Origin of the sequence: Ancylomarina sp. (genome assembly GCF_041555295.1) — a bacterium.
Lineage (GTDB): Bacteria > Bacteroidota > Bacteroidia > Bacteroidales > Marinifilaceae > Ancylomarina.
In genome coordinates this window covers 1-13,771 of the sequence record NZ_JBFFKR010000075.1, presented here as the reverse complement: position 1 = coordinate 13,771, position 13,771 = coordinate 1, and the positions used below count along the sequence as shown (strand labels likewise).

General features: G+C 36.2%; 15 protein-coding genes. 6 read left to right on the top strand and 9 right to left on the bottom strand.

Annotated features, from left to right (window positions below):
* Nucleotides 1-207 precede the first annotated feature (207 nt).
* The 4 genes from ABY905_RS07690 to ABY905_RS07675 form a co-directional block, all read right to left on the bottom strand.
* The gene (locus ABY905_RS07690; protein WP_372642221.1) at nt 208-528 is read right to left on the bottom strand and encodes a hypothetical protein; all 321 of its coding nucleotides are present in this window, start codon (nt 526-528) and stop codon (nt 208-210) included.
* Nucleotides 529-557: 29 nt separating this feature from the next.
* The gene (locus ABY905_RS07685; RefSeq protein ID WP_372642219.1) at nt 558-1,535 is read right to left on the bottom strand and encodes a deoxyhypusine synthase family protein; all 978 of its coding nucleotides are present in this window, start codon (nt 1,533-1,535) and stop codon (nt 558-560) included.
* A 69-nt stretch (nt 1,536-1,604) separates the two neighbouring features.
* Nucleotides 1,605-2,459 carry an agmatinase gene (speB, locus tag ABY905_RS07680; RefSeq protein WP_372642217.1) on the bottom strand — a complete coding sequence of 285 codons (855 nt, stop codon included), beginning with the start codon at nt 2,457-2,459 and terminating at the stop codon, nt 1,605-1,607.
* Between the two features lie 12 nt (nt 2,460-2,471).
* The gene (locus tag ABY905_RS07675) at nt 2,472-3,878 is read right to left on the bottom strand and encodes an arginine decarboxylase (RefSeq protein ID WP_372642215.1); all 1,407 of its coding nucleotides are present in this window, start codon (nt 3,876-3,878) and stop codon (nt 2,472-2,474) included.
* Nucleotides 3,879-4,536: 658 nt separating this feature from the next.
* Here ABY905_RS07675 and ABY905_RS07670 point away from each other — a divergent pair.
* The 3 genes from ABY905_RS07670 to mtaB all read left to right on the top strand — a co-directional run bounded on the left by ABY905_RS07670 (nt 4,537) and on the right by mtaB (nt 7,974).
* The gene (locus tag ABY905_RS07670; protein ID WP_372642213.1) at nt 4,537-5,181 is read left to right on the top strand and encodes a ferredoxin--NADP reductase; all 645 of its coding nucleotides are present in this window, start codon (nt 4,537-4,539) and stop codon (nt 5,179-5,181) included.
* A gap of 131 nt (nt 5,182-5,312) precedes the next feature.
* A complete protein-coding gene (miaB, locus tag ABY905_RS07665; RefSeq protein ID WP_372642211.1) occupies nt 5,313-6,638 on the top strand; it encodes a tRNA (N6-isopentenyl adenosine(37)-C2)-methylthiotransferase MiaB in 1,326 nt (441 codons plus the stop codon).
* A gap of 55 nt (nt 6,639-6,693) precedes the next feature.
* Nucleotides 6,694-7,974 carry a tRNA (N(6)-L-threonylcarbamoyladenosine(37)-C(2))-methylthiotransferase MtaB gene (mtaB, locus tag ABY905_RS07660; protein ID WP_372642209.1) on the top strand — a complete coding sequence of 427 codons (1,281 nt, stop codon included), beginning with the start codon at nt 6,694-6,696 and terminating at the stop codon, nt 7,972-7,974.
* 27 nt (nt 7,975-8,001) lie between these two features.
* On the opposite strand, the gene ABY905_RS07655 is transcribed toward mtaB, so the two are convergent.
* The 3 genes from ABY905_RS07655 to folP form a co-directional block, all read right to left on the bottom strand.
* Complete coding sequence (locus ABY905_RS07655) at nt 8,002-8,379, bottom strand: hypothetical protein (protein ID WP_372642207.1); 378 nt, start codon at nt 8,377-8,379, stop codon at nt 8,002-8,004.
* A 174-nt stretch (nt 8,380-8,553) separates the two neighbouring features.
* Entirely contained in the window at nt 8,554-9,345 is a 792-nt protein-coding gene (gene cdaA, locus ABY905_RS07650; RefSeq protein WP_372642205.1) for a diadenylate cyclase CdaA, read from the bottom strand.
* 115 nt (nt 9,346-9,460) lie between these two features.
* The gene (gene folP, locus ABY905_RS07645; protein ID WP_372642203.1) at nt 9,461-10,330 is read right to left on the bottom strand and encodes a dihydropteroate synthase; all 870 of its coding nucleotides are present in this window, start codon (nt 10,328-10,330) and stop codon (nt 9,461-9,463) included.
* Between the two features lie 143 nt (nt 10,331-10,473).
* Here folP and ABY905_RS07640 point away from each other — a divergent pair, with 143 nt between their 5' ends.
* The 3 genes from ABY905_RS07640 to tpiA are packed head-to-tail and all read left to right on the top strand — an operon-like array spanning nt 10,474 to nt 13,100.
* The gene (locus ABY905_RS07640; protein WP_372642201.1) at nt 10,474-11,043 is read left to right on the top strand and encodes a DUF1599 domain-containing protein; all 570 of its coding nucleotides are present in this window, start codon (nt 10,474-10,476) and stop codon (nt 11,041-11,043) included.
* A gap of 48 nt (nt 11,044-11,091) precedes the next feature.
* On the top strand, nt 11,092-12,336 hold the full coding sequence (locus ABY905_RS07635) for a BT_3928 family protein (protein ID WP_372642199.1): 1,245 nt from the start codon (nt 11,092-11,094) through the stop codon (nt 12,334-12,336).
* A 5-nt stretch (nt 12,337-12,341) separates the two neighbouring features.
* Nucleotides 12,342-13,100, top strand: a complete 759-nt coding sequence (tpiA, locus tag ABY905_RS07630; protein ID WP_372642197.1) for a triose-phosphate isomerase — start codon at nt 12,342-12,344, stop codon at nt 13,098-13,100.
* 82 nt (nt 13,101-13,182) lie between these two features.
* Here tpiA and ABY905_RS07625 read toward each other — a convergent pair whose 3' ends face one another.
* Nucleotides 13,183-13,410, bottom strand: coding sequence for a putative signal transducing protein (locus ABY905_RS07625; protein ID WP_372642195.1), 228 nt, complete (start codon nt 13,408-13,410; stop codon nt 13,183-13,185).
* Between the two features lie 101 nt (nt 13,411-13,511).
* Nucleotides 13,512-13,771 (bottom strand): GNAT family N-acetyltransferase (locus ABY905_RS07620; RefSeq protein WP_372642193.1); only part of this gene is annotated, 260 nt, incomplete at its 5' end.

Genomic DNA, 13,771 nt, shown 5'->3' with positions numbered 1-13,771 from the left:
TGTGAAAAAGCGCAGACCAACAAAACCAAGCCGTAGAGCTCGCGAAAGACGCTTACAAGCTAAACGATTGGGTTCTGAAAAGAAGACACGCAGACGATCCTCAGATTGGGATGAGTAAGAAAATGTCTTTGCGAGGTCGAGACATCCGTTAAAAAAAGAAAGGCTGCCTCAAATTGGGGCAGCCTTTTCATATGCTTCGATAAAATTCTAATCTTCATCCTCGTCGAACTCTTCTACTTCGGCGTATTTCTCCTCGTAGCGTTCTCTTCTACTCGAAAGGAGTACGCCATCATCATCAAAATCAGAATCCTGATCAATAAGTTCAAGAGCTCTACGCACGGTCATTCGAATCATATAGATTTTGTCTTCGGTTTCGAATGGTAAAGCTGTAACTAATTCGCCTTTTGGGTTTGTAAACTCAATAAGGTGTTCACTAAAGCCTTCAAGATAATAAAGTTTGATCTGCTCCTGTATGTCTTTTGAGAGCTTTTCATAGTTTTGAATGACTTTTGGTTTGATTGTTTCCATGACTAGATTAAAAATTTTTAAAGTGTGAATTACCAGCCCAAAATATAAGCAAAAATTAATGGTGCTACAATAGTTGCATCAGATTCTACAATAAATTTTGGGGTATTAATATCGAGCTTTCCCCAAGTGATTTTTTCATTAGGTACAGCTCCAGAATAAGAACCATAACTGGTGGTTGAATCCGATATCTGACAGAAATAACTCCAGAAAGGTGTATCAGTTCTTTCCATATCCTGATAAAGCATAGGCACTACGCAAATTGGGAAATCACCGGCGATACCCCCACCAATTTGGAAGAAACCAATGCCATTTTCTTTTGTATTCTCGGTATACCAATCGGCCAACCAAGTCATATATTCAATTCCCGACTTCATAGTGGAAGGCTTTAATTCACCTTTTAGGCAATAAGAAGCAAAAATATTTCCCATGGTTGAATCTTCCCAACCAGGTACAACAATAGGCAAATTCTTTTCTGCAGCGGCCAACATCCATGAATCCTTAGGATCAATCTCGTAATACTGCTCTAATACGCCAGAAAGTAACATTTTATACATATACTCGTGGGGCAAGTAGCGTTCTCCTGTCTCTTCAGCAGTTTTCCATATCTTATAGATATGTTTCTGTAAACGACGGAAAGCTTCCTCTTCAGGAATACAAGTATCCGTCACACGGTTTAAGCCTTGTTCCAACAAATCCCACTCCTGCTGCGGCGTAAAATCGCGATAGTCAGGCACACGGCGGTAGTGCGAGTGTGCTACTAAATTCATAATATCTTCCTCAAGATTGGCACCCGTACAGGTGATGATCTGTACTTTATCCTGACGAATCATTTCAGCCAATGATTTTCCCAACTCTGCTGTACTCATAGCACCAGCAAGTGTGATCATCATTTTGTTACCCTCCTCAAGCTGTTGCTCGTAGGCAGCTGCTGCATCAACAAGTGTTGCTGCATTGAAATGTTTGTAATGCTCCTTTACAAACTGCGATATTGGTCCTTTTGTGTTCATTTTTTTTAAAGAATAATCGAATTCAAATTCTCTCGAAAATTATAACTTGATTGATATTTGCCTTTAGTCTTACTTTGAGGCTAACATAAATTTATATGATAACATTTTATAATACAACTTGGCCACCAAAAATTCTGGAGCCTTATTGCCTTTAATCGGTGCTAATTCCACCAAGTCGAAACCCAAAACATTTTTCTGTTCAAATACCTTTCTTAGGTAGCGAATGCTGGTATTCCAGTCTAAACCGCCTGGTTCAGGAGTTCCCGTTGCTGGCATTATCGATGGGTCTAGTGCATCTAAATCGAAAGTAATATACACCTTATCTCCCATCATATCAATAGACTTTTGCATCCACTCATCTTTTCCATAGATATCTTCGGCAAAGAAACATTTCTCTTTGTTCAAATAAGGCAATTCACAGCTATCCATGCTTCGAATCCCCACCTGTATCAGATTAGTATTTTTAGAAGCATCGTGCAAAGCACAGGCATGGTTGTAAGGTGTTCCCATATAATCAGCACGTAAATCGGCATGTGCATCCAAATGCAAGACCGTTATATCGGGATATTGCTCGTAAAAAGCTTTAATCACACCTATACTAATGGAATGCTCCCCACCAAAGAAGGTTGGGAATTTCCCTGTCTCAATCATCTTCTTAGCCACACGGTAGGTTTCCTCAAAGACAGCTTCAGGACTATGATTAACGCTTAGTTCAGTTAGAATATGCACACCTTTTTTATAAACTTCCGAATCGGTCTCGATATCGTAAAGCTCCATATTTTCAGCTGCATCAAGAAAAGCAGAAAATCCATTATCAGCACCTTTACCCCAAGTACTGGTTCCATCATATGGAATAGACTGTAACAAAACAGATGCAGATCCATATGCGGCAAATTCATCTTCTATTCCAGCAAAATTATTCATCTTCAAATCTTGTTATTCATTATATCCTAGAATATTCAACATCTCATCAACACCCTGCTCATTACGATACACATAATCAACAAAGTTTCCCGACTCATCCCTATCAACAATAACATGCTTAGGCGATGGTATTAAACAGTGTTTAATACCACCATAGCCAGAAATCGCATCCTGATAAGCTCCTGTATGGAAAAATCCAATATAGAGAGGGTCCTTATCCTTATCTGTGAATTTAGGCAGCATAATTTGCTGATTAAAGTCTTCCGAATTGTAATAATCAGAATGATCGCAGGAAATACCACCTATATTAATCTTAGTGTACTCATTGTCCCATTTATTTATGGGCAATAGAATAAATTTCTCGTGAATAGACCAAGCATCAGGAATGGTGTTCATTAATGAATTGTTGATGATATACCAAAGTTCGTGGTCATTTTGCTGCTTTTGCTCAACCACTTCGAAAATAATAGCCCCACTCTCACCTACCGTATATTTTCCAAATTCGGTATAAATATCAGGTTCGTGAACCCCATCGTTATCGCAGGCTTCCTTAATGTTATTTATAATCTCACGAATCATGTATTCGTAATCATACTCGAATCCAAGATGATTTCTAATAGGAAACCCTCCTCCTAAATTCAAGGAATCAAGCGATGGAGATTCTTTCTTAAGATCGATAAATAATTTAAGTGCTTTCTGAAATTCTCCCCAATAATAAAGGCTATCCTTAATTCCTGAATCAACAAAAAAGTGGAACATTTTCAACTCAACATTTTTGTTTTCCTTGATATGATCCTTATAAAACTCAATCATCTCTTCGGGACGAATACCTAAACGAGAGGTGTAATATGCCGATTGTGGCTCCTCGTTTATAGCCATACGAAGACCAATCTTAATTTTCCTATTACCAACTAATTTATTCAATCGATCCATCTCTTTTGTACTATCTAAAATGATAATACAATTATCAAATCCAGCATCGATAAGTTTCATGATTCGAGAAAGGTAGTCAGTGGTTTTATAGCCATTATGCACGATCATAGTACTCTGGTCCAATTCTCCTTTAGCGTAAAGCTTTAGAATCAAATCTATATCGAATGACGATGACGTTTCCAGGTTAACGTTATGTTTCAACGCTTCACCTATCACGTGGTGAAAGTGACAACACTTGGTGCAATAGCAATAATGATATTTACCTCTATAATGAGAGGCTTTAATAGCACGATTAAAGAGATTACGTGCTTTTTTTATCTGTTCACCAATCCGTGGTAGATAAATTAAACGGAAAGGTGTCCCGTATTTTTCAATTAAATATTTGATAGATACCCCGTGAAAAGAAAGGTAGCCCCCACGCAAATCAAAACCTTCCTGAGGAAAATAATAGGTTTGCTCAATCAAATTAAAATATGTGTTTTTCATTTACACCATAAAATAAGTTTGTTTTTTTTAAAAAAGTGAGCGAATATATCACTTTTTTCTTTTGTTTGTTTCTCTCTCAATTATATTAGTGCAACTTTATAGAGCAAGAATTAAAAAAGACTGATTTTCTTTATCAATAAGACACTCTTAATATTGTCTATTTAAAAACTCAAGCATAGCTTCACACCTATGCCACCAAAGGCATTTGCAGTGAATATACTGAATATTTTAAAGATAATTTCACACCTAACAAGGTAAAAGAAAAAATTGAAGACAAAAACAAATATTGTCTTGTTACTGAAAAAATATAGCTTCATGATTACTTACTGTGAAATAGATATTATAGCAGTTCACCAGAAACCAGTCCTCTAATTGGCTATTCTGTTATATTGAAAATCAGAATGCCATCGATTTTGTTATCGAATGGGCTTTTATTTAAGATCTCCAGTATAGAAACATTGCTTTTTACGCCTGTAATTTCTCAACATTAAGGATATATCAAGCACTCGGGAAACTTAAGTGGTCAGAAACTTAGTTTAAGCCTTGCAATTTCGGATAAAAACATCTTATTTTGCGAAAGCTTATTTTTATCGATTCCAGATAATAAGAATCCTAATCATACAGCCCATATTTTTAAGAAAAGCAAGAAACAAAACAAATGAATTCGCATAAAGTAATTAGCATCAGAAACCTGACTCCATCGACCTATATCATTCGTATGGAAAAGAAGGATTTCACCTTTAAAACAGGGCAATATATCACACTGGGGTTTAGTGGCAGTATCGACCGTAGAGAATATTCAATATACAGTGCAGAACAAGACGATTATATTGAAGTTCTAATTAAGGAAGTTGAAGATGGTTTGCTTTCAAAAAAATTGAAAAAGTGCAAACCTGGTGAGGACCTGGATATTGATGGCGCTTTTGGTCATTTTTCTCTAAAAGTGGATGAGATAAAAAATAAGAAATTCATGTTTATCAGTACAGGTACGGGTATTTCTCCTATCCATAGTTTTATACACACACATCCTGAGATGGACTACACCCTTTTGCATGGTATTCGTCATAAAGAAGAAGCCTACGAGAGTGAATCATACGATCCAAGTCGATACATTTTATGTACTTCAGGTGAAAATACTGGTGATTTTAACGGTCGAGTAACAGAATATCTTCTGAAAAATCCGGTATCACCTGATACAATCTGTTATCTTTGCGGCAATTGTCACATGATTTACGAGGCTTATGATATTCTTGAAAAGCAAGGTATCAAGCTGGGTCCTATTCATACCGAAGTTTATTTTTAATAAGCACGTGTGAAAAATTGAAGTCAAACTTTGTTTTAACTTTTACTTTCGGAATAAGGATTAGTAAATCGACGTGATGATGCCTTTGGGTATCATCATATTAACTAATCAACATATCATCGCATCATCTTATGAAATATCATCTAATATCACTTGGTTGTCAAATGAACGCCTCTGACGGAGAACGTGTTAGAACCGTGATTGAACAAATGGGTTATACCTGGACTGAAGACGAAAAAGAGGCCAACTTAATTGGTATCCTTGCCTGTTCAGTTCGTCAGAATGCAATTGATAAGATTTATTCTAAAATTCATAAATGGAATAAGTGGAAGAATCATTCCAACCTAATCACCTTCGTTTCGGGCTGTGTACTGCCTTCAGATCATGAGAAATTCTTAAAGCTTTTCGACATTATCTTTCAAATGAAAGATTTACCGAATTTACCTGAGATGATTCATCAATATGGTATTACAACACCCAACGGTATTCAAAATGGATTTGATGCTCAGAACGATAATATTTCTGAGTTCTGGAATGTGAAACCCGATTACACTTCTGATTTCGAAGCTTTTGTACCTATTCAAAATGGCTGCGATAAGTTTTGTTCGTTTTGTGCCGTTCCCTATACCAGAGGTCGCGAGGTTTCTCGTCCATCAAGTGAAATTATTTCAGAAGTTCGTTCTTTAGCTGAAAGAGGATATAAATCTATCACCTTACTGGGGCAAAATGTAAACTCTTATGGTCTGGATAAGCCAGAGACAGAGATCATGTTCCCAGAATTACTTCGTCAGGTTGGCCAGCTTGGGAACGAGATTAATACTGAGTTTTGGGTTTACTTCACCTCTCCTCACCCTCGAGATATGTCGGATGAAGTGATTGAAGTCATCGCGCAATACAAATGCCTGGCCAAGCAAATTCACTTGCCTCTTCAGTCGGGTGACGATAAGCTTTTGATTGCCATGAATCGTAAGCATGGTTTAGAAAAATACCGTCAATCTGTTTCAACGATTAGACGATTAATTCCAGAAGCAACCTTGTTTACTGATATTATTGTTGGTTTTACGGGTGAAAGCGATGAACAATTCGAAGCGACTCGTGCAGCTATGAAGGAATTCGACTTTAATATGGCCTATATAGCGAAATATTCACCACGACCTGGAGCTTTGAGTCATCGCTGGTTCGATTCAGTACCTTTGGAAATAAAGAAAGATCGCCATCAAATTCTAACTCAGGACTTAAAACTCACTTCGAGAAGCTATAATGATAGTATGATTGATAAAACATTCAGAGTATTGGTTAGAGCAGCTGCAAAACACGATGGTTATCTTGCTGGTTTGACAGAAGGAAAAATTAATGTTCGATTTATGTCTGAAAACACAGATTTAATCGGACAAATTGTAGATGTCAAAATTAAATCGGCTATTGCTTTCTCTGTTGAAGGAGATCTTTTAGATTAATACAATGCATATCTTTGCACTATTAGAAATAATAGAGCTTACTATATAATTTACAATGAAAACAATTGCCTTTAAAACATTAGGTTGCCGTCTGAATCAGTATGAAACAGATGCTTTAGCCTCTACCTTTCAAAATAACGATTACAAATTGGTCGATTTTGATACTGAAGCTGATATCTATGTCATCAATTCATGTACAGTGACGCATCAAAGCGATCACAAGTCACGTAACTTCATAAGTCAGGCTAATCGTCGAAATAAAGATTCTGTGTTGGTCGTGACTGGCTGTATGGCCAATAATGCTAAAGAGGAATTAGAGAATAGAGATGAGATTAACTATGTTCTTGAAAATGACAACAAGTCCGCTTTGTTTTCATTAGTCGAAGCTCATTTTAAGGGTGAATTAAAACATCCATCCCAATTAGACAAGGATCTTTTTGCTTATGGTGCCACTGAAAAAGGGTTTCATACACGTAGTATGATTAAAATTCAGGATGGTTGCGATAACTTCTGTACTTTCTGTATCATTCCATCGGTGCGCGGTCGTGCTAAGAGTCGCCCTTTCCAAGCCATTCTTGACAATATAAAGGCCGTAGTTGATCAAGGTGCTAAAGAAGTTATAATCACTGGTGTAAATATCGGTCGTTATGAATTTGAGAATTATAAATTCGATGACCTAATCGAAGCCATTCTTAATCTGGATGGTGATTTCAGATTAAGAATATCATCTCTGGAACCAGATGGCTTTGGTGATAAATTCCTGGGCTTGTTATCACATCCTAAAATGACACCTCACCTTCACCTGTGCTTACAATCAGGTTCTGATGAAGTTCTTTTGAGAATGCGTCGTATGTATACCATCAAAACCTTTAAGAATACGGTTGAAAAAGTAAGAACCATCCGACCAGACTTTAATTTCACAACGGATATCATTATCGGATTCCCGGACGAAAGCGAAACTGATTTTACAGATAGTTGTGATATGATTAAGAGTCTGGAATTTGGCCATGTACACGCTTTTAAATACTCTATTCGTAAAGGAACACGTGCTGAAAGAATGGAGAATCAGATTCCTGAAAAGCTAAAAACAAAGCGTAGTGAAGTTTTGAGAGGTATTTCAGAAGAGAGCAAACTTAAATACAGAAGCCAATTTATTGGTCAAATGCAACGTGTTCTAGTTGAAACGATCCATGGGAATACAGCGAAAGGATACGGCGAACATTATATCCCCGTTCAATTCGAAGCTGAAAACTTAAAGAAGAATACATTCTATGATGTTATTATAAAGGAAATTGTCTCTGAAAAGGATGGTTTATTACTAGGGGAGTTAATTTAGCTTTCCTAGCTATAAATATTTGAGGATTTATTTCGCAGCGTGAAAAACAACGGAATCTAAAGCTACGACTTTATTATCTTTTAGAACTTTGATTTTCACACAGAGATTTTCTGTACTTCTAGCATTCATTCTAGATTCTGAAAGTGCAATAATTGCTCCTTTTAAAGCTAATAATTTACCTTTCTGTAAAGTCTTTCTATTCTTAATACGACTATGGCTATGCATTTCTAATTCGTAATTTAGAATTACATTTTCTTGGCTCGCATTCTCAATCTTAGCTCGTACTGAAAGTGAACTCAGCTCACCTTCGATCTCTATCCAAGCAATTATCTTGTCTTGCTTGGGAGCTGATTCTCCACCAAGAACACTGATAAACTGGAACAATATGAGTAATCTAAAGATCATTGACAATAGTTAGGTAAGACGATGATATAAAATTAGAAAAGATTGACATAAGAATTGCTATGTCTGCAATATATTTATCAACAATTCAAGCCAACTGGTCAATAATTAAATTACTAGGACTGAATTAAGTAAGGTTCGTCAAAGCTTAGTTCGGGCGCAACTTATCGTTTTTCATTAAGAAATAAAGCTCGAATAATCAGCATTCAAGAAACGACGTAATTCATTGGTACTGATTTTCACCTTGATTTTACCACCCATAATATAGGAGATATTCCCTGTTTCTTCGGAAACAATAATCACATGAGCATCGGTCACCTGACTAATGCCAATGGCTGCTCTATGTCGTAATCCCAGACTACCTGGAATGTTAGGGTTATCAGAAACCGGAAGAATGCACCTTGCAGCAAGAATACGATTATTGTCTAAAATTAAGGCTCCATCATGCAAAGGCGAGTTCTTAAAAAAAATAGATTCTAATAAGCTTGAAGAGATGCGTGCTTTGATGATTTGTCCTGTTTCTGCGAAACTCAATAAATCAGTGCGTTTTGTAATAACAATAAGGGCTCCCGTTTTTGATTTGGACATACTATCACAAGATTCTATAATGGCTCTAATTTCCTTATCTTTGATAGACTTTTCATCTGCAGAAAGCCATTTTTCAAAGGAATATTTTTGGCTAAAATTATATCGCGAGCCTACATGAAGTAAGAACTTACGAACCTCTTGCTGAAACACAATAATCAAAGCAATAACCCCAACACCAATAAACTGACCAAGAATACTACTTAATAGTTCCATATTTAGTGCCTTCACAAACAACCACATCAAGTAGAATAGGAAGAGTCCGACGAAAATATTGATAGCAACAGTTCCCCTTATCAGCAAGTATATCTGATAAAGTAAAAATGCAACCAAGAGTATATCCAGAACATCAAAGAAACTTAGTGTTATAAAAACCAGAGTCATATATAAAGTATTAGGCCAAGTTTTGGCTCGAGAGTAATAAATGTGCACTAGCAATAATGCCTTCTTAACAAAAGTAAAGATTTATAATAGATAATCACTTACCAGAAAAGCTCAATTATTGAATCTGTATTTTATTATAAAGTTTCACGCATTCTACAGCCTCTTTCACATCATGAACCCGAAGTATATGCGCACCACCCATCAAAGCAACCATATTTAATGCAGTTGTACCATTTAAGCTATCCTTTGCTTCACCATCAAGCAATTTATAAATCATCGATTTGCGTGAGATACCAATCAACAAGGGCAGTTGTAATGATTTAAAATCCTTCAATTGAGCCATTATTTCATAATTATGCTCCAGAGTCTTACCAAATCCAAAGCCCGGATCAATAATGATATCCTTAGCTCCAAGATCATTCAAACGATTCACTCTTTCTTTAAAGAATTGTAAAATTTCTTCCATTAAATCCTCATAAACTGCTTGTGTTTGCATGGTTTGTGGTGTTCCCTTTATATGCATCATGATATAGGGGACTTTCAATTCAGCAACGGTTTCAAACATTTGATCATCCATAGTTCCTCCTGAGATATCATTCACTATGCAAGCCCCAAACTCACGAACAACTCTTCGAACCAGTTCCGAACGGAAAGTATCGATGGATAGTATCGCATCAGGTAATTCCTTTCGGATACATGCTAAAGCGGGTTGCATTCTTTTCCACTCCTCTTCCACATCAATATCTTCGGCTCCCGGACGAGTTGAATAAGCACCTAAATCAATCATATCTGCACCTTCATCACTAATTTGTTTGGCTCGTTTAAGAATTGAATCTGTATGCATATATTGTCCGCCATCAAAAAATGAATCAGGTGTCAAATTCAAAATACCCATAACCAAAGGTTTATCAAAAGATATTAATTTCTTACCACACATAATTGATTCGATCTTCTGTTTTGAAGAATTTGTTTTATATTTTTGCATGTGATGAATATTTTCGTTCTAAAAACTGAACAAAAGTAGAAGAAAATTGTCAAAGCACTCGACTTGGGTTGAGATAAGGCTGTTTTTATTATTCATTGAATAATCGATAGACTAATTTATTACACTTTAAGGCCCAAATTGGAATGACCACAATAGAAAAAATTCAAAAACCAAGCATGACGACTAACGAACAATACGATAGCATTATTAAGATTTGTACGGATATCTATACCAAGAAGATGAAAGATTATGGTACAGCCTGGCGTATATTACGTCCTACCTCTCTTACAGATCAGATTTATATTAAAGCTCAGCGTATTCGTAGTATTGAGGAAAAAGGAACGAGCAAAATTGAGGATGATATTCGTTCTGAGTTTATTGGCATTGTGAACTATTCTATCATGGGAATCATTCAATTGGAGCTGGGAACTTCTGAAGAGGCATTGGCTGAAGATAAAGCTCTGGAATTATATAGCAAATACTTTCAGGAAGCAAAAGACTTGATGGAGAAGAAAAACCATGATTATGATGAAGCCTGGAGAAGTATGAGAGTTTCTTCTTATACCGATTTGATTTTGATGAAGATTAATCGTACCAAACAAATTGAAGATAATCAGGGGAAGACTCTTATCTCAGAAGGTATTGATGCCAACTACTTCGATATGATTAACTATTCGGTATTTGGATTGATTAAATTAGAATTCGGAGAATAAGAAACTAAAACACAGAATTTTACCCCTTCACCAATATTAACTTTTAGCATGAAGCTTCTTAGAACCATAAGCCGCCTTTTAGTCGGATTCCTCTTTATCTTTTCAGGATTTGTTAAAGCAATTGATCCAATGGGATCAACCTTTAAATTCAAGGATTATTTTTTGGCTTTTGGGATGGATTCATTGGTAGGATTGGCATTTTCTATGGCTATCATCCTATCAGCTCTTGAATTCTGCGTGGGGATGCTCATTTTATTTAATGTCCATAAGAAAAGTGCTTCGTGGCTTGCACTTCTTTTCATGTTATTCTTTACCCCGCTTACGCTAATATTGGCTCTAACCAATCCAGTGACTGATTGTGGTTGCTTTGGTGATGCATTGATATTAACCAATTGGGAAACTTTCGGTAAAAATATCATTATTTTAGCTTTTACACTTGTCATATTCTTCACTCGTAATTTAGAGAAAGACACAAATTCTAAAATAACACACAATTTAATGCTTGTCTTTTCGCTAGCAATTGCCTTGGGGAGTTCATTTTATTCATACCGACATTTACCATTCATCGATTTTAGACCTTATCACATTGGGGCCAATATTCAAGACGGTATGATGATACCGAATGGTGCACCTGCTGACGAATATAAGTCTATATTTAAATATGAGAAAGATGGTGTGGTTAAGGAATTCGATGAAAGCAACTACCCTTGGCAAGATACAACATGGGTCTATGTTGATGTAGAGCAGATCAAGATTAAAGAAGGCTATAAAGCTCCAATCCACGATTTCTCTATCTCCAACGAAGTAGTCGGTGATATCACAGATCAGGTTTTAAATGATGCTTCATATACCTTTTTATTGGTGAGTCGTCATTTGAATGAGATAGATCTTAAAAGCCAAAAGCAAATTAATGAATTGGCTTCTTGGGCAAACAATCAGTCTTACAATTTCATTTGCTTAACAGCCTCTGGAGATGATGAAATAAAAGCTTTCAAAGAAAAGCACCGTTCAACATATGAATTCTATGCCACTGACGAAATTCAGCTCAAAACCATGATTCGTTCCAATCCAGGACTCTTACTATTACAAAATGGAACGATTTTAAACAAATGGCATTGGAGAGATATACCAAAAACGACAGAAATAAAGGCTAATTTAGCAGCCTATTCGATAACACAACATCAAACACTAACTAATAGATTAGTTATTTTAAGTATTACAACAACTTTATTGCTTTTAATCGGATGCTTCCTTATGCTTAAATTCCGATTTGGAGCGGTAAAAAACAGATGACAGTTATGAGAAAAAAAATTGTTGCAGGAAACTGGAAAATGAACAACAACCTTCAAGAAGGTATCGAGTTAGCAAAAGAAATTAATGGTTTGGTGGAATCTACCGATATCAAAGATGTTCAGGTTATTATTGGTGCTCCTTTCGTTCACCTTACAGAACTTAACAAAGCCATTACCAGCAATAAAATTCGTATTTCGGCTCAAAACTGTGCCGATGAGAAAAGCGGTGCTTATACAGGTGAGATTTCAGCTTCAATGATTGAATCTACAGGTACTCAGTGCGTCATTCTAGGTCACTCTGAGCGCAGAAGTTACTATGGTGAAACTAATGAGACTTTAGTTAAGAAAACTGATCTTTGTCTTGAAAATAAATTGACTCCTATCTTTTGTATTGGAGAGGTTTTGGAAGAACGCCAAAGTGGAAAGCATTTTGATGTTGTTAAATCTCAAATTGCTGAAGGTTTATTTCACCTTTCTGCTGAAGATTTCGGAAAAGTTATTTTGGCTTACGAGCCAGTTTGGGCTATTGGAACAGGTGTAACTGCATCTGCAGATCAAGCTCAGGAAATGCATGCATTCATCCGTAAAACTCTTGTTGAGAAATATGGAGAAGCAGTTGCTCAAGATTGTTCTATTCTTTACGGTGGAAGCTGTAAACCATCAAATGCAAAGGAGCTATTCAGTAACGAAGATGTTGACGGTGGACTTATTGGTGGCGCTTCGCTTGTTGCTGAAGATTTCATGGGTATTATTACTGCCTTTTAATCCAGTAAACAGAAAAAACTAAAAAAGTCGGGAAACGCTGTGTTTCTCGACTTTTTTATATCGTTTAAATGATACATCTAAACTATTCTTTCAATTCATCAATGCATTTAAGTGCTTTTCCTGCATCATCTGCATCAACGATTAGTTCAGCAACATCAGGCGATACATCTATAAAACCGGCATGAATCCCTGTTTGGAAATCATCCTTTACAAAGGAAAGAATATCCAATTCCTCCAACCTCTCTTTGTAATAATTAACCTCAATCAAAGACCCCTTATATACGCAAACACTTTGTTTTCCTTCAGTCATAATATTTCAATTTTAACGGAGTGAGACAACTGTTTCTATTAAAGATAAGATTTATATGCTTAATCGCAAATTGCAATGAGATATTATATCATTCAAAATAATTATAAGTAATATCGCATAATTGGTTTTTTTTCTGATGCACCAGCAACTTTAACAAAACCAACCGATTCATAAGCTTTCTCAATACCCGTCCAAGCAAAAGCATCCGGATACTTGCTAAAATCGGAGTTGCATTGGTGAGATTCAAGAACTTTAGCTCCTTTAGCAGCACAATAGTCTATCAAATATCTTAATAAAGCCCTTTTAATCCCTTTTCTTCTCCAATCTCTACGAATAAACAAGCAGGATACAATCCATGTCT